The 17,128-nt window shown below is 61.5% G+C and carries 13 protein-coding genes; all 13 read right to left on the reverse strand.

Annotated features, from left to right (window positions below):
* Window position 1: 1 nt before the first annotated feature.
* Window positions 2–3,502: a DNA polymerase III subunit alpha gene (gene dnaE, locus FAA86_RS18325; RefSeq protein WP_136542571.1), complete on the reverse strand. Its 3,501-nt coding sequence runs from the start codon at window positions 3,500–3,502 to the stop codon at window positions 2–4.
* Between the two features lie 331 nt (window positions 3,503–3,833).
* Entirely contained in the window at window positions 3,834–4,523 is a 690-nt protein-coding gene (locus FAA86_RS18330) for an ABC transporter ATP-binding protein (RefSeq protein ID WP_136542572.1), read from the reverse strand.
* A 14-nt stretch (window positions 4,524–4,537) separates the two neighbouring features.
* Window positions 4,538–5,845, reverse strand: a complete 1,308-nt coding sequence (locus FAA86_RS18335) for a lipoprotein-releasing ABC transporter permease subunit (RefSeq protein WP_136542573.1) — start codon at window positions 5,843–5,845, stop codon at window positions 4,538–4,540.
* 67 nt (window positions 5,846–5,912) lie between these two features.
* Window positions 5,913–7,235 (reverse strand): proline--tRNA ligase, encoded by a 1,323-nt coding sequence (gene proS / locus FAA86_RS18340; RefSeq protein ID WP_136542574.1) that lies wholly within the window; start codon window positions 7,233–7,235, stop codon window positions 5,913–5,915.
* A 500-nt stretch (window positions 7,236–7,735) separates the two neighbouring features.
* Window positions 7,736–8,014: a DUF1467 family protein gene (locus FAA86_RS18345; RefSeq protein WP_113459410.1), complete on the reverse strand. Its 279-nt coding sequence runs from the start codon at window positions 8,012–8,014 to the stop codon at window positions 7,736–7,738.
* Window positions 8,015–8,160: 146 nt separating this feature from the next.
* Window positions 8,161–8,565 carry a methylmalonyl-CoA epimerase gene (mce, locus tag FAA86_RS18350; RefSeq protein ID WP_136542575.1) on the reverse strand — a complete coding sequence of 135 codons (405 nt, stop codon included), beginning with the start codon at window positions 8,563–8,565 and terminating at the stop codon, window positions 8,161–8,163.
* A gap of 55 nt (window positions 8,566–8,620) precedes the next feature.
* The gene (locus FAA86_RS18355; RefSeq protein ID WP_136542576.1) at window positions 8,621–10,288 is read right to left on the reverse strand and encodes a ribonuclease J; all 1,668 of its coding nucleotides are present in this window, start codon (window positions 10,286–10,288) and stop codon (window positions 8,621–8,623) included.
* Window positions 10,289–10,306: 18 nt separating this feature from the next.
* Window positions 10,307–11,074 (reverse strand): biotin--[acetyl-CoA-carboxylase] ligase, encoded by a 768-nt coding sequence (locus FAA86_RS18360; protein ID WP_136542577.1) that lies wholly within the window; start codon window positions 11,072–11,074, stop codon window positions 10,307–10,309.
* A complete protein-coding gene (gene nuoN / locus FAA86_RS18365) occupies window positions 11,071–12,516 on the reverse strand; it encodes an NADH-quinone oxidoreductase subunit NuoN (RefSeq protein ID WP_113459406.1) in 1,446 nt (481 codons plus the stop codon). The genes FAA86_RS18360 and nuoN overlap by 4 nt, the downstream gene beginning before the upstream one ends.
* 18 nt (window positions 12,517–12,534) lie before the next feature.
* The gene (locus FAA86_RS18370; protein ID WP_113459405.1) at window positions 12,535–14,046 is read right to left on the reverse strand and encodes an NADH-quinone oxidoreductase subunit M; all 1,512 of its coding nucleotides are present in this window, start codon (window positions 14,044–14,046) and stop codon (window positions 12,535–12,537) included.
* Window positions 14,046–16,040 carry an NADH-quinone oxidoreductase subunit L gene (gene nuoL, locus FAA86_RS18375; protein WP_113459404.1) on the reverse strand — a complete coding sequence of 665 codons (1,995 nt, stop codon included), beginning with the start codon at window positions 16,038–16,040 and terminating at the stop codon, window positions 14,046–14,048. The genes FAA86_RS18370 and nuoL overlap by 1 nt, the downstream gene beginning before the upstream one ends.
* A gap of 7 nt (window positions 16,041–16,047) precedes the next feature.
* Window positions 16,048–16,356 carry an NADH-quinone oxidoreductase subunit NuoK gene (gene nuoK, locus FAA86_RS18380; RefSeq protein ID WP_006727580.1) on the reverse strand — a complete coding sequence of 103 codons (309 nt, stop codon included), beginning with the start codon at window positions 16,354–16,356 and terminating at the stop codon, window positions 16,048–16,050.
* A gap of 28 nt (window positions 16,357–16,384) precedes the next feature.
* Complete coding sequence (locus tag FAA86_RS18385) at window positions 16,385–16,999, reverse strand: NADH-quinone oxidoreductase subunit J (RefSeq protein ID WP_136542578.1); 615 nt, start codon at window positions 16,997–16,999, stop codon at window positions 16,385–16,387.
* Window positions 17,000–17,128 lie beyond the last annotated feature (129 nt).

The following is a 17,128-nucleotide window of genomic DNA, read 5'->3' on the forward strand; positions in this document are numbered from 1 at the left end:
CTCAGACCAGCTCCACATCCAGAACGCCGGGCGTCGAGCGCATCGCCGCTGCGATCTCCGGCGAAATCCGGAAGCGCTCGGTGAGTTCGACCTCGATCTCGCGCTGTCCCTCGTCCTTGATGACTATGAAGGAGACGAGGCCGTCGCCGCGGGCGTTGAGATGGGCTGCCACGGCACGCAAGGGGCCGGAATCGCGGACATAGACCCGCATGGCCTTCTGCATCCGGATCGACTGCTCTTCCAGCGACTGGGCCGTCTGAATGCGCAGGCCGATACCTTCGGGTCGTTCCTCGGCCTGAACCGTGATGACGAGAGACTTTCCCGCTTCCAGAAGATCGCGATACTGGTTCAGACCTTCCGAGAACAGAACGGCCTCGTACTGCCCCGACGCATCCGAAAATGTCACGATGCCCATCTTGTTGCCGGTGCGGGTCTTGCGCTCCTGCTTCGAGATGACCGTGCCGGCAAGGCGGCCCGCCGTCGCGCCCTGCTTCACCGCCACCGAGAAATCCGCAAAGTTCTGAACGCGCAGCTTTTCCAGCAGGTCGCGATAGGCATCAAGCGGGTGTGCAGACAGATAGAAGCCGAGCACCTGAAATTCGCGCATCAGCTTTTCGGAGGAGAGCCAAGGCGTGTAGGGTGCAAAGGCAATGCGCTCGGGGCCGCTCGCGCCGCCTGCACCGAACATGTCGGACTGGCCGCTGACGGCATTTTCCTGGGCGCGCTGGGCGTACCCCATGATCCTGTCGATGCTGCCGACGAGCTCGGCGCGGTCGCGGCCGAAACAATCGAAGGCGCCGGCGGCAATCAGGCTTTCGAAGACGCGTCGGTTGATCTGCTTCGGGTCGATCCTGAGGCAGAAGTCCTCGATGCTGTCGAAGGGCTTGTCGCCACGTACCTCGACGATGTGGTCCACGGCACCTTCACCCACGCCCTTGATGGCGGCGAGCGCGTAATAGATGCGGTTCGGGCCGGTCTGGAAATGGCGGTAGGAGGTCTGGACCGAGGGCGGCACCACTTCGATGCCGAGACGGCCGGCATCCTGGCGGAAGTCGACCAGTTTTTCCGTGTTCGACATGTCGAGCGTCATCGAGGCGGCGAGGAACTCGACCGGATAATGCGCCTTCATGTAGGCCGTCTGATAGGAGACGATAGCGTAGGCTGCCGCGTGCGACTTGTTGAAGCCGTAGTTGGCGAACTTGGCCAAGAGTTCGAAGATGTTGGTCGCCTGGGGCTTGGACACGCCATTCTTCATCGCACCGTCGACGAAACGGGCGGACTGCTTGTCCATTTCCTCTTTGATCTTCTTACCCATGGCGCGGCGCAGAAGGTCGGCTTCGCCGAGCGAGTAGCCCGACAGGACCTGAGCGATCTGCATGACCTGCTCCTGGTAGACGATAACGCCCTGGGTTTCCTTCAAGAGGTAATCGATCTTCGGATGGACGGAGGCAACCTCCTCCTCGCCATGCTTGCGGGCGTTGTAGACGGGGATGTTCTCCATCGGGCCCGGACGGTAGAGCGCCACGAGCGCGATGATGTCCTCGATGCAGTCCGGGCGCATGCCGATCAGGGCCTTGCGCATGCCGGCACTTTCCACCTGGAAGACGCCGACGGTTTCGCCGCGTGACAGCATGTCATAGGTCTTGACGTCATCGAGCGGGATCGCCGCCAGATCGACCTTGATGCCCCGTTGTTCCTCGACGAAATCGACCGCCGTCTTCAAAACGGTCAGCGTCTTCAGGCCGAGGAAGTCGAACTTCACGAGGCCGGCCTGTTCGACCCATTTCATGTTGAACTGGGTGACCGGCATGTCCGAGCGCGGATCGCGATACATCGGCACCAGCTTCGACAACGGGCGGTCACCGATGACGATACCGGCGGCGTGGGTCGAGGCGTGACGGTAGAGGCCTTCGATCTTCTGGGCGATTTCCAGGAGGCGCGCGACGACAGGCTCCTCGTCGGCCGCCTCGCGCAGCTTCGGCTCCTCCTCGATCGCCTTCGACAGCGGCGTCGGATTGGCCGGATTGTTCGGCACGAGCTTACAGATCTTGTCGACCTGACCATAGGGCATTTCGAGCACGCGGCCGACGTCGCGCAGAGCCGCACGGGCCTGCAGCGAACCGAAGGTGATGATCTGGCCCACCTGCTCGCGGCCATATTTACGCTGGACGTAGCGGATGACCTCTTCGCGGCGCTCCTGGCAGAAGTCGATGTCGAAGTCGGGCATCGAGACGCGTTCCGGATTGAGGAAGCGCTCGAAGAGCAGCGAGAAGCGAAGCGGATCGACGTCGGTAATCGTCAGCGCATAGGCAACCAGCGAGCCCGCACCGGAACCACGGCCCGGGCCGACCGGGATGTCATGCTGCTTGGCCCATTTGATGAAGTCCGAAACGATCAGGAAGTAGCCCGGAAACTTCATGCGCTCGATGACCGAGAGCTCGAATTCCAGCCGCTCGCGGTAATCCTTTTCCTCGTAGCCCGGCGCCATGCCGAGCGCCGCGAGGCGCTGGTCGAGACCCTCGACCGCCTGGCGGCGAAGCTCGAGCGCTTCCTCGCGTTCGGCCTCTTCCGGGTCATCACTGCCGCCGGTGAAGCGCGGCAGGATCGGCTTGCGGGTATCGAGGATGAAGGAGCAGCGTCGTGCGATCTCGACGGAATTCTCGAGCGCTTCCGGCAGATCGGCGAAGAGCTTCATCATGTCTGCCCGGCTCTTCAGATAATGATCCGGGGTCAGACGGAAGCGGTCATCGTTGGAGACGATGGCGTTGTGGGCCACAGCCATCAAGGCGTCATGGGCGTCATAGTCATCCCGCGCCGGGAAGAAGGCCTCGTTGGTGGCGACCAGCGGAATATCATGCTGATAGGCGAGCTGCACCATGCGCCGCTCATGCGTGCGATCGTATTCCCCGTGCCGCTGGAGTTCGACATAGAGCCGATCACCGAACAGTTGTTTCAGCGCAAGAAGCCGGCTTTCCGCCTGAGCCTTGTGCCCGTCTTTCAGCATCCTGTCGACAGGACCGCCGCCAGCGCCAGTGAGCAGGATCAGCCCTTCAGTGCCGCTCTCCTCGAACCAGGAGAGCTTCACATGCGTCGGCTGCCCGGCATCGCCACCGAGATAGGCACGGCTCACCAGATCGACGAGCCGTTCATACCCGTCTGCGTCAGAGGCCAGAACAACGACTGAGGGCAGATCCGGGAGATGCCCGTTGCCACCGCGTTTTTCACCGGTGGCATCCTCCATGTCGATCGAGAGCTGGCAGCCGATGATCGGCTGGATACCGTCCCCGAGTGCTTTCTGGGAGAACTCCAGCGCGACGAAGAGATTGTTGGTATCGGTGATTGCGATCGCCGGCTGCTCATCGGCAACAGCCTTGCCGAGGATCTTCTTAAGCGGCAGAGCGCCTTCGAGCAGCGAATAGGCGGAATGCACCCTCAGATGCACAAAACCGGGGCCATTGCCCAGCCCACCGGACGCTTCCTTAACGACGCTGTCCTCGCCCATACCGCTTCATTCCTTGCTTCATGAATCGGTCGGGATTTTCGGTCTTCGCGTCCGCGAAGTCCAGAAGGAAGTCGGGCGGCAAAGCCTTCCTCACCAGCTTTGCCGCCCTTAATTTCAGAGAGCCATCATCAGCAGAGTCATGCTGGATACGAAGACGGCCATCGAGGCAAATGCAGCAACGTCGCGAAGAATATCGGTCATCTCTGTCTCCTTGTCCCTTTATGTTTTTATTTTGTTCTTATCTTGTTCCAAAGTCAACCCAAAAAGACCGTGAACCTCGGTAGAGCGATTCTACCGAGGCACGGGCCTGCTTCAGACTGGGATTTGGGTCTTAGACCTCGAGTTCGACGACCTTGCCGTCGACGAGGGTCACACAGCGATCCATGCGGCGCGCGATGTCGTGATTGTGGGTCGCGATCATGGCCGAAAGACCGGACTGGCGGACGAGCGCTTCAAGCGCCGAGAAGACGTAGCTCGCCGTCTCCGGATCAAGGTTGCCGGTCGGCTCGTCTGCGAGCAAGACAAGCGGCGCATTGGCAACCGCACGGGCAATGGCGACACGCTGCTGCTCACCGCCGGACAATTCGGCAGGCCGGTGGTCGGCACGGTGGCCGACGCGCATATAGTCAAGAAGCTGCTTGGCGCGTTCTGCGGCTTCCGGCTTGGACAGTCCCGCAATCAGCTGCGGCATCATTACATTTTCCAGCGCGGAGAATTCCGGCAGGAGATGGTGAAACTGATAGACGAAGCCAATCGACTTGCGGCGGATGGCGGTGCGCTCCTCATCGCCGAGCTCCTGGCAGGCGACACCGCCCACGGTGACTTCGCCGCCGTCGGGGTGTTCGAGCAGCCCCGCCACATGCAGAAGCGTCGACTTGCCGGTTCCGGACGGCGCGACCAGCGCGACCGTCTCACCGCTTCGCAGCGTGAAGTCCGCCCCCTTGAGGATCGAGAGGACTGTCTCGCCCTGGCCATAATGGCGATCGATGCCGGTGAGCGTGAGAACCACGTCTTTTGCCATTGATTTCGGCATCCTCATTCGTAACGCAGGGCCTGAACCGGATCCAGGCGCGAAGCCCGCCAGGCCGGGAAGATGGTCGCCATGAAGGACAGGCTGAGTGCCATGATGACGACGGAGAGCGTCTCGCTCATGTTCATGTCGGCCGGCAGCTGGCTCAGGAAATAGAGTTCCGGATCGAAGAGCACGGTGCCGGAGACCCAGGAGAAGAACTGGCGGATGCTCTCGATGTTGAGACAGACGATCACGCCCAGAAAGACGCCGGCGATCGTGCCAACCGTGCCGATCGCGGCACCCGTCATGAAGAAGATCCGCATGATCGCGCCCGAGGTCGCGCCCATGGTGCGCAGGATGGCGATGTCGCTTGCCTTGTCCTTCACCAGCATGATCAGGCCGGAGATGATGTTCAAGGCGGCGACCAGAACGATCAGCGTCAGGATCATGAACATGACATTGCGCTCGACCTGCAGTGCGGAGAAGAAGGTCTGGTTGCGCTGGCGCCAGTCGGTGAGGAAGATCTGGCGACCGGCGGCCTCCTCGATCTGCGGGCGCAGCTCGTCGACGGCGTCGGGATCGGCGATGAAGAGCTCGATCGACTGGACGATGCCCTCGACGTTGAAATAAAGCTGGGCCTCCTCGAGCGGCATATAGATGATCGAGGCGTCATACTCGGACATGCCGATCTCGAAGATGCCGGAGACCGGGTAGGATTTGACGCGCGGATTGACACCGAGCGGCGTGACATCGCCCTCCGGCGAGACCAGCGTGATGGTGTCGCCCGCGGCCAGACCAAGCTGCGCGGCCATGCGCGATCCGATCAAGACGCCCTGCCCCGTGGCAAAGCCGACCATGTCCCCGGAGCGGATGTTGGACGACACGACGGTGAGCTTGGTCAAATCATCCGGCCGGATGCCGCGCACGAGCGCGCCGCTGCCGGCCCCTTCACGACCCGAGGCCAGCGTCTGGCCCTCGACCAACGGCAGCGCCATGGTGACGCCCGGGACTGCCGCAAAACGTTCGGCAAGCCCGGCATAATCACTCAGGGGCTGGTCGACGGCCTGGACGATCATATGGCCGTTGATGCCCAGGATGCGCGAGACGAGTTCGGTGCGAAAGCCGTTCATCACGGCCATGACTATGATCAGGGTCGCAACACCCAGCATGATCCCGATGAAGGAGAAGCCGGCGATCACGGAGATGAAGGCTTCCTTGCGGCGGGCGCGCAGATAGCGCCAGGCCACCATGCGCTCAAAGCCGGAAAAGGCGCGCGCGGATGCCGCCTTCCCCTTGTCTGCCGTCTCGTTGCCAGCGGCCGTCTTCGCCATGGTCTCTCCTTGCCTCGGGATTGCGATCTCGCGCACCCAGTCTCGGTTCGGCTTGAGGCGAAAAGCCTCAGGCCGTCAGCTTGTTGATCGCGGCCTCGATCGTGAGGGTCTCGCGGGCGCCGGTCTTGCGGTCCTTGAGCTCCACTTCGCCGGCGGCGACGGCACGCGGACCGGCGATGACCTGGACGGGAACGCCGATCAGGTCGGCGGTCGCGAACTTGGTGCCCGCGCGATCGTCCGTGTCGTCATAGAGCACGTCCTTGCCGGCATTCTGCAGGGCGGTGTAGAGGCGGTCACAGGTCGTGTCGCAGCCCTCATCACCCGGCTTCATGTTGATCACAACGGCGTCGAAGGGCGCGACAGACGCCGGCCAGATGATTCCGTTCTCGTCATGCGAGGCTTCGATGATGGCGGGAACAAGGCGTGTCGGCCCGATGCCATAGGAGCCCATGTGGACAAGGTGTTCCTTGCCATCGGGACCCTGTACCTTGGCACCCATCGGCTCGGAATACTTCGTGCCGAAATAGAAGATGTGGCCAACCTCGATGCCGCGCGCCGAGAGGCGGTCGCTGTCCGGGATCGCACCGAAGGCGGCCTCATCATGCATTTCCGAGGTTGCGGCATAAACCGAGGTCCACTTGTCGAAGATCGACTGCAGACCGTCGACACTGTCGAAATCGGTGTCGGCTGCCGGAATATCGAAGTCGACGAAGCTCTTGTGGCAGAAGACTTCCGATTCACCGGTATCGGCCAGGATGATGAATTCGTGGCTGTGATTGCCGCCGATCGGGCCAGTGTCGGCGCGCATCGGGATGGCGCGCAGGCCGAGACGGTCGAAGGTGCGCAGGTAGGCGACGAACATCTTGTTGTAGGAATGGATCGCGTCAGCCTGGGTGAGGTCGAAGGAATAGGCGTCCTTCATCAGGAATTCGCGCGAGCGCATGGTGCCGAAGCGCGGCCGGATCTCGTCACGGAACTTCAGCTGGATGTGGTAGAGGTTGAGCGGCAGGCTCTTGTAGGACTTCACCGACGAGCGGAAGATGTCGGTGATCATCTCCTCGTTGGTCGGGCCGTAGAGCATGGGGCGGTCCTGCCGGTCGCGGATGCGCAGCATTTCCTTACCGTAATCCTCGTAACGACCGCTTTCCTGCCAGAGCTCGGCCGACTGCAGGGTCGGCATCGACAGCTCGATGGCACCGGCACGGTTCTGCTCTTCGCGAATGATGGCGTTGACCTTGTCGAGCACGCGCTTGCCGAGCGGCAGCCAGGAATAGATGCCCTGGCTTTGCTGGCGGATCATGCCCGTCCGCAGCATCAGGCGGTGGGAAACGATTTCCGCTTCCTTGGGATTTTCCTTGAGGATCGGCATGAAGTAGCGCGACAGACGCATAACGAATTCCAGATGGTTGTCGATGCCGCACAAACGCGCGGAATCAGCGATTGAGGATGGATATCAGGAAGCGTTCATAGCCGTTTGGTCTTCAGAAGAAAACCCGCAAGCGCCGTTCACCGTCCCTGCCCACAGCTGGGCCGATTTCGCTGCGCCAAGAGCCACCCTGGGTACAGAAATCGTGCCGACAAGCCCTGCAGATCCGGCCATTCCATGACTTTCATGCGACAAAAACATCTGCAGAAATTTTTTTTGGTGACTGTAACAAATCTGCAAGATTCAGGGGTGACAACGGTCACTGATTGGGCTAGGTTCAGCCCATAAAAGAGGCAGGGAGTTCAAATCTTTGCCACACTCGCGGTCAAGTCTTGGGAGGATCAGATCTAGGCGCGCACGTTCGCAGCCCCTTAAATGGTGAAGGATCACGCGAAGCTTCGAACAAGGTCTTTTGACCTTGTTTTTTTTTGCCTTATCGACAGATGCGTCGTTGCCGTGGGAGATCAGGCCTTGGGCTCAAGGCCCGGCATGATGACAGGCAAGTCATTGAAGCCTATGCCGAAATAGGCGCCGGCCACATACCAGGCGCCATAGATCAAGCCCGATACGATCGTGGTCGTCAAGAAAATGCGCAGGGCCCGGAACCGCGCAGGCGCACTCGCGACCGTCCCCGGCACGACCTCCTGCTCTTCGTCCTGAGTGCGCAGGCCAATCGGCAGGACGGCGAACAGCGTCAGCCACCAGATCACGAAATAAACCGCCAGTCCCGACAGGATCGCCATGATGTCTCGCTCCAGACTTGAGCGGCAGGTCCCTACCTGCGCCGTCCGTCTCCTATAAGCGCGGATGTTATCCGGCACAAAGACAAAAGAGTCGCAGGCCGGATTTGCCAGCGATCAAGAAGACTTCATCGCGGCGTGACTGCGCTTCAGACCTGTTCGAGCTCGATCAGGGTGCCGAAGAAGTCCTTGGGATGGAGGAAGAGGACCGGCTTGCCATGGGCACCGATCTTCGGCTCGCCGCTGCCGAGCACCCGGGCGCCGGATGCGGAGAGCTGGTCGCGAGCGGCGAGGATGTCGTTCACCTCGTAGCAGATGTGGTGCATGCCACCTGCCGGGTTCTTTTCGAGGAAGGCAGCGATCGGGGAGGCCTCGCCGAGCGGCTCCAGGAGTTCCACCTTGGTGTTCTCCAGCTCGACGAAGACGACGGTCACCCCATGCTCGGGCAAAGCCTGCGCCTGGGAGACCTTGGCACCCAGCGTGTCGCGATAGCTCGCGGTCGCCATAGCGAGATCCGGGACGGCAATGGCGATGTGATTGACGCGGCCGAGCATTTCTTCCTCCATACGTTGCGGGCAAAGATTAGGTCATCCCTGCCCGCGCCGTCCCTCAGACTTTGGTCAGGAAGACCGTGACCACGGGCTTCTTGCCCCAGGCCTCGTTGGCGGTGGAGCGGACTGCCCGGCGAACGGCTTCGCGAACGGTCTCCAGATCCTTCCGGCGGCTGCGCGGGATGCTTTCAACGGCACCGAGGACCGCATCATAGAGCGTGTCTTCCATCGACTCGCCCTCGTCATCATATTCCGGCAGACCGAAGGGCACGACTTCGGGATCGCCGAGGAAGTCGAAGCGGCTGTCGAGCAAGACGCTGACGGCCACGTGGCCGACATAAGCCAGCTTCTTGCGGTCGGCGATGCCCATTTCCTCAATGTCGCCAACCAGCTTGCCGTCCTTGTAGACGCGGCCGAAGGGCGCCTGATCGATCACCTCGGCCGGACCGGGAGCAAGCCGCAGAACATCGCCGTTGCGGACGCGAGGAACGGTCGGAATGCCGGCCTGCAGCGCGAGCTCCTTCTGGGCGACCAGATGCGCTGCCTCACCATGCACCGGCACGAGGATCTGCGGGCGGACCCACTCGTACATCTTCAGGAGCTCGTTGCGGCGGGGGTGTCCAGAGACATGCACCAGCGCCTCGTTGTCGGTGACGATGTGCACGCCCTGCTCGATCAGACCGTTCTTGATCTCCAGGATCGCCTTCTCATTGCCCGGGATTGCGCGGGACGAGAACACCACAGTGTCGCCCGAGGTGAGAGCCACATTGCGCATCTCGTCGCGCGAGAGCTTGGCGAGTGCCGCACGCGGCTCGCCCTGGCTGCCGGTCAGGATGACGACGATCTTGTCGCGCGGGATGAAGCCGTATTCGTCTTCGGCGATGAAGGGCTTGATGCCCTGCATGATGCCGATGTCCTGAGCCACATTCGTGACCCGCTTCAGCGAGCTGCCGAGCAGCAGAACTTCGCGACCGGCAGCCTCGGCGGCCTGGGCGATCGAGCGGATGCGGCCGACATTCGAGGAGAAGGTGGTGATCGCAACACGGCCCTCTGCCGCTTCGATGATCTTCTGCAGGCCTGCGGAGACTTCCTCCTCGGAGGGGGACACGCCGTCACGCACGGCATTCGTCGAGTCGCAGAGCAGTGCCAGCACGCCTTCGTCGCCGACGGCGCGGAAGCGGGCTTCGTCGGTCAGCGGCCCGAGCGAGGGGTTATGGTCGATCTTCCAATCACCGGTATGCACGACATTGCCGAGCGGCGTGCGGATGACGAGCGACATCGGCTCGGGGATCGAGTGGTTGACGCCGATCGCCTCGATCTCGAAGGGACCGACATTGATGCGGTCGCCCTGCTTGAAGGGCGTGATCGGGATTTCGGCGCGCGAGCCTTCATAGTCGCGCTTGGCTTCCAGCATGCCGGCCGTAAAGCGCGAGGCGTAGACCGGCACGTTGAGGCCCGGCCAGAGGTCGTTCAGAGCGCCGTAATGGTCTTCATGGGCATGGGTGATGATGATGCCCTTGAGGTTCTTCTTCTGCTTCTTGATGAATTCGATATCCGGAAGAACCAGATCGACGCCCGGCAGATCGGGACCGGCGAAGGTCACGCCGCAGTCGACCATGATCCACTGTCGATTGGACGGCGGTCCATAGCCGTACAATGCGAGGTTCATGCCGATTTCACCCACGCCGCCCAGCGGCAGGAAAACCAGTTCGTCGTTATTGGCCATTCTTACTTCCGATCCAGTCTACCCGAAAAACACATCTCCGGCCGCGACCGACATCATTCCGTCGGGGCCCCGGTCGAGCAACAAAATTCCCTTATCATCGATTCCGGAAAAGATACCGGAAATCGAGCGGTCCGGCAGGTTCACCGTGATTTTCTCACCAATGCCACAGGCGACACGGCGCCAGCGGCGAACAATTTCGGCGATCCCCCTGCCCTCATCCCAGACGGAGAGCACCTCTGCCATTTCGGCAAAAAGATGCGCAAAGAACTCTGGTGGCGAGATCGACGCCCCCTGGTCGGCGAGCGAGGTCACCGGGTAGAGCGTGACATCCGGGCGGTGGGCGATGTTGATGCCGATGCCGATCGCGAGCGCCATGCGACCGTCCGAGAGGCGCTCTGCCTCGAGCAGAATGCCTGACGTCTTCTGGCGGCCGATCAACACGTCGTTGGGCCACTTGATTTCCACGACCTCGCCGCCTGGCGGCATGACCGATTGCACGGCGGCATGGACGGCAAGCGCTACGGCGAGCGGCAAGGACCCCAGATCTTCTGGCGGTGCCGGATCGATCAGCAGAAGTGTCGAATAGAGATTGCCACGCTCCGACACCCATGGCCGACCGCGGCGGCCGCGGCCGCCGGTCTGGCGCTCGGCTGTCAGCCACAGAAAACCGGAATCGCCCGCGCGAGCGCGGGCGAATGCTTCCGTATTGGTGGACGAGACTTCGTCTAAGGCTTCGTGCCGGAAATCGTCGAGCGAGATCCGGCCCGGTCTACCGAGGCTGGTCAATTAAACAACGTCTTTGCAGCAGCTTCCGCGGCCGTGCCGAGCGGGCCGCCGAAGAGGACATAACCAACCACGAAGAGGCCGGAGAGACCGAAGACGAGACGCAGCTCGACGGCCGTACGGGCGAACTCACCCTTGGCTTCGTCGAACCACATGACCTTGATGATGCGCAGGTAGTAGTAGGCACCGATGACCGAGGCCAGAACACCGATGATGGCGAGCGCATAGAGCTTGGCTTCGATGGCGGCCACGAAGACGAAGTACTTGGCGAAGAAGCCTGCGAGCGGCGGAATGCCGGCGAGCGAGAACATCAGCGCGGTCAGCACGAAGGCCATGAAGGGACGCGTGGTCGAAAGGCCGGCGAGATCGTCGATATTCTCGACATTGCCGCCTTCCTTCTGGCGCATCGCCATGATGCAGGCGAAGGTGCCGAGCGTCATCACCAGATAGATCATCATGTAGAGCAGGACGCCGGCGACGCCGGTGTCATTGCCGGCGGCGAGACCGACCAGCGCATACCCCATGTGACCGATGGAGGAATAGGCCATCAGTCGCTTGATGTTCTTCTGGCCGATGGCGGCGACAGAGCCGAGCACCATCGAGGCGATCGCGATGAACACGACGATCTGCTGCCATTCGGCGAAGATCGGCAGGAAGGCATCGATGACGATACGGACGAAGATCGCCATGGCGCCGATCTTCGGGGCAGCCGCCAGGAAGGCGGTGACCGGAGTCGGTGCGCCCTCGTAGACATCCGGCGTCCACATGTGGAACGGCACAGCCGAGATCTTGAATGCCAGACCGGCCAACACGAAGACGAGGCCGAAGATCAGGCCGAGCGACGGTTCGCCAGTCGAGAGGACAGCAGCGATTTCATCGAAGCCGGTGTTGCCGGTGAAGCCATAGACCAGCGACATGCCGTAGAGCAGCATGCCCGAGGACAGGGCGCCGAGGACGAAGTACTTCAGACCAGCTTCGGTGGAACGCAGGCTGTCGCGGTTGATCGCGGCGACGACGTAGAGCGCGAGCGACTGCAGTTCGAGCGCCATGTAGAGCGTGATCAGGTCGTTGGCCGAGATCATCAGCATGACGCCGAGCGTCGCGAGCACCAGCAGGACCGGGAACTCGAACTTGTCGAGATGGTCGTAGCGGGCATGGCCGACTGCCATGATCATCGCCGTCACCGAACCGATGAGGGCGAGGATCTTCATGAACTTGGCATAGCCGTCGGCGAGATAGGCGCCGTTGAAGGCTTCGCCTTCGTTGCCGGCGAAGAGCAACCAGGCGCCGGAGAAGATCAGAAGCGCGATCGCAAGGCCCGTGACGACACTGTTCGACCGATCGCCCGAAAACACGCCGATCATGAGCAGCACCATGGCGCCCACGGCCAGGATCAATTCCGGCGTGACCAGATGCAGGCTAGCAATGAGAGTTTCAACGGTCATGTCCAAAGGATCCTGTCGTCAGTTCGCAATCAGCGCCAGGGACTGGGCTGCTTGCAAGGCTGCGGAGTAGTTGTTCACCAGATTGTCGACGGAAGCGGCGGTCGCATCGAGGATGGGAGCCGGATAGACGCCGAAGAAGATGGTGAGTGCGATCAGCGGGTAGAGAACCAGCTTTTCGCGAGCGGAAAGGTCGAGCATCGCCTTCAGGCTTTCCTTCTCCAGCGCACCGAAGACCACCCGGCGGTAAAGCCAGAGCGCGTAGGCTGCCGAGAGGATGACGCCGGTGGCGGCAAAGAGCGCAACCCAGGTGTTGACGCGGAAGACGCCGATCAGGGTCAGGAATTCGCCGATGAAGCCCGAGGTGCCCGGAAGGCCGACATTGGCCATGGTGAAGACCATGAAGGCCAGCGCGTATTTCGGCATGTTGTTGACCAGACCACCATAGGCCGCGATCTCGCGGGTGTGGAGACGGTCATAGATCACGCCGACGCAGAGGAAGAGCGCGCCGGAGACGAAGCCGTGGCTGATCATCTGGAAGATCGCACCCTGCACGCCCTGCTGGTTGGCGGCGAAGATACCCATGGTCACGTAACCCATATGGGCGACGGAGGAATAGGCGATCAGCTTCTTGATGTCTTCCTGCATCATCGCGACCAGCGAGGTGTAGATGATGGCGATGACCGACAGCGCGAAGACGAAGGGCGCGAACATGTCGGAGGCCAGCGGGAACATCGGCAGCGAGAAGCGCAGGAAGCCGTAGCCGCCAAGCTTCAGGAGGATGCCCGCCAGGATGACGGAGCCGGCCGTCGGTGCCTGAACGTGTGCGTCCGGCAGCCAGGTATGAACAGGCCACATCGGCATCTTCACCGCGAAGGACGCGAAGAAGGCAAGCCAGAGCCAGGTCTGCATCTGCGGCGGGAAGTCGTGCTGCAGAAGCGCTGCGATATCGGTCGTGCCGGCATCCCAGTACATGGCCATGATGGCGAGCAGCATCAGCACCGAGCCGAGCAGCGTGTAGAGGAAGAACTTGTAGGACGCGTAGACGCGATCCTTGCCACCCCAGACGCCGATGATGATGAACATCGGGATCAGGCCGGCTTCGAAGAAGACGTAGAAGAGCACGATGTCGAGCGACACGAAGACGCCGATCATCAGGGTCTCGAGCACCAGGAAGGCGATCATGTATTCCTTCAGGCGCTTCTCGACCGAAGTCCAGCTCGCGAGAATGCAGAAGGGCATGAGCAGCGTCGTCAGGATGACGAAGAGCATCGAGATGCCGTCGACGCCGACATGGTAGGAGATCCCTGTGCCGAGCCAGGAATGCTTCTCAACCATCTGGAAGCCGACATTGGAATTGTCGAAGTTGATCCAGATGAAGAGCGACACGACGAAGGTGAAGACCGTCGTCAGCAGCGAGACGTTCAGGATGTTGCGGCGGCCGAGAGAGGTGTCACCACGGGTCAGCAGAAGCAGAGCCACGCCGACCAGAGGAAGGAAGGTGACCGTCGAGAGAATGGGCCAATCGGTCATCAGAGGGAGCTCCCGAGCATCATCCAGGTAACGAGGGCCGCAATGCCGATGAGCATCGCGAAGGCATAGTGGTAGAGGTAGCCGGACTGCAGGCGGACGACCTTCTGGGTCAGGCCGCCGACGGCCGAGGCAACGCCGTTCGGGCCATAGGCGTCGATTGTGGCAACGTCACCCTTCTTCCAGAGGAAGCGGCCAAGTGCCTTGGCAGAACGAACGAAGAGGAAGTCGTAGAGCTCGTCGAAGTACCACTTGTTGAGCAGGAACTGGTAGAGCATCCACTGCTGTTCCGCGAGCTTCTTCGGTGCCGACGGGTTCTTGATATACATGTACCAGGCGGTGACGAAGCCGAGCGCCATGGCGACGAACGGGCTCCATTTCACCCACTTCGGCACTTCATGATACTCTTCGAGGATCGTGTTGGTCGGCAGCGTGAAGAGTGCGCCCTTCCAGAATTCGGCATAGTGGTGGCCGAAGAAGTAGTCGTGGAAGATCACGCCAGCAACGACTGCACCAATGCCGAGCAGAAGCAGCGGCAGCAGCATGACCATCGGCGATTCATGGACATGGTGCATGACATCAGCGGAAGCGCGCGGCTTGCCGAAGAAGGTCATGAAGGCCAGCCGCCAGGAATAGAAGCTGGTGAAGAGCGCTGCGATCACCAGCAGGGTGAAGGCAAAGCCGCCGACAGCCGAATGCGAGGCGAAGGCAGACTCGATGATCGCGTCCTTCGAGAAGAAGCCGGCAAAGCCGATGATCGTGCCGGGGATACCGACGCCGGTCAGCGCCAGCGTGCCGATCGTCATCGCCCAGAAGGTATAGGGGATGTGCTTGCGCAGGCCACCCATGTAACGCATGTCCTGCTCGCCATCGACGGCGTGGATGACGGAGCCCGCACCCAAGAACAGGAGCGCCTTGAAGAAGGCGTGCGTGAAGAGGTGGAAGACGGCCGCGCCATAGGCGCCGACGCCGAGTGCCACGAACATGTAACCGAGCTGCGAGCAGGTCGAATAGGCAATGACGCGCTTGATGTCGTTCTGCACGAGGCCGACGGTCGCGGCGAAGAAGGCCGTGATCGCACCGACGATGGTGACGATGGTCAGCGCATCCGGCGAAAGTTCGAAGATCGGTGACATGCGGGCGACGAGGAAGACGCCGGCGGTGACCATGGTCGCGGCATGAATGAGAGCCGAGACCGGGGTCGGGCCTTCCATGGCGTCCGGCAGCCAGGTGTGCAGCAGGAACTGGGCCGACTTACCCATCGCGCCCATGAAGAGCAGCAGGCAGGCGCCGGTCAGCGCATGGCTGCGGTCGAGTTCGAGACCGAAGAGGTTCAGCACGACTTCCGGAGCCGCATTCGGGTCGGCCGGCAGGTAGGACTGGGCCGAGGCGAAGATGGTCTCGAAGTTGATCGAGCCGAACATCACGAAGATGGCGGAGATGCCGAGAATGAAGCCGAAGTCACCGACGCGGTTGACGATGAAGGCCTTCATGGCGGCAGCCGACGCCGACGGCTTCTTGAACCAGAAACCGATCAGCAGATAGGACGCGAGGCCCACGCCTTCCCAGCCGAAGAACATCTGCAGCAGGTTGTCCGACGTGATGAGCATGAGCATCGCGAAGGTGAAGAGCGAGAGGTAGGCGAAGAAGCGCGGCCGATGCGGATCATGATGCATGTAGCCGATCGAGTAGAGGTGCACGAGGCACGACACCGAGTTCACGACGACGAACATGACGGCGGTCAGCGTGTCTACGCGGAAGGCCCATTCGACGTCGATGCCGCCGGACTGGATCCAGCGCAGAACCGGAACCTTGATGACCTCGTGGGCCTCATGGCTCATGGCGACGTTGAAGAAGACGATCCAGGAGAGCACCGCGACGATGATCATCAGACCGGTGGTGACGTATTCCGAAGCCTTGGCGCCGATCTGTCGACCGAACAGGCCGGCGATCAGGAAGCCGATCAGGGGGAGAAAGACGATAGCCTTGTAGATCATGACCCGATCAGCCCTTCATCATGTTGACGTCTTCGACGGCGATGGAGCCGCGATTACGGTAGAAGACCACCAGGATCGCGAGACCGATGGCCGCTTCAGCGGCCGCGACCGTCAGGATAAACAGCGCGAAGACCTGGCCGACGAGGTCGCCGAGGAAGGTCGAGAAGGCCACCATGTTGATGTTGACGGCGAGCAGGATCAGCTCGACCGACATCAGGATGACGATGACGTTCTTGCGGTTCAGGAAGATACCGAAGACGCCGAGGGTGAAGAGGATGGCACTGACCGTGAGGTAGTGGGAAAGACCGATTTCCATTTTTCTGTTCCTTGACCTCGTGCTCGGCTTAGACGCCCTGGCCCGGCTTGACCTTGACCACCTTGACGGCAGTCTCGGGCGTGCGGGCGACCTGGGCGGAGATGTCCTGGCGCTTGACATTTGTGCGGTGGCGGAGCGTCAGCACGATCGCGCCGATCATGGCGACGAAGAGGACGAGGCCCGCAATCTGGAAGAAGAAGACGTAGTCCGTGTAGAGGACGTCACCGAGCGACTGCGTGTTCTGCCGTTCAGCCACGGCCGGGATCGGCTGGGTGATCGCGTTCAGCGCTTCCGGGCTGATCGTGCTGCCGCCGATGACGACGACCAGCTCGACCGCGACGATCAGGCCGATCAGGGCACCGATGGGCGCATATTTTGCAGCCCCTGCCCTCAACTCCGTGAAGTCGATGTCGAGCATCATGACGACGAAGAGGAAGAGAACCGCAACCGCGCCGACATAGACGACCAAGAGGATCATCGCGAGGAATTCAGCCCCGGTCAGCAGCAGAAGGCCCGATGCGTTGATGAAGGTCAGAATGAGGAACAGGACCGAATGGACCGGGTTCCGAGCCGATATCACCATGAAGGCCGAAGCCACCGCGACAAAGGCGAAGAGATAGAAAAAGAGAGCCTGAAGACCCATGTTGGTGCCTTTTCATCTTCCCCCGGACGAGGGCCCTGCCCCGCCGCCCGATTAGGCGTGACCGATATCCCCATCGGCACGCCCGTTACAAATTTCATCATGTGCCCCGGCGAAGCCCCGCGCTCCGCC

It is taken from the genome of Rhizobium rosettiformans W3 (genome assembly GCF_004912135.1).
Taxonomy (GTDB): Bacteria; Pseudomonadota; Alphaproteobacteria; order Rhizobiales; family Rhizobiaceae; genus Allorhizobium; species Allorhizobium rosettiformans.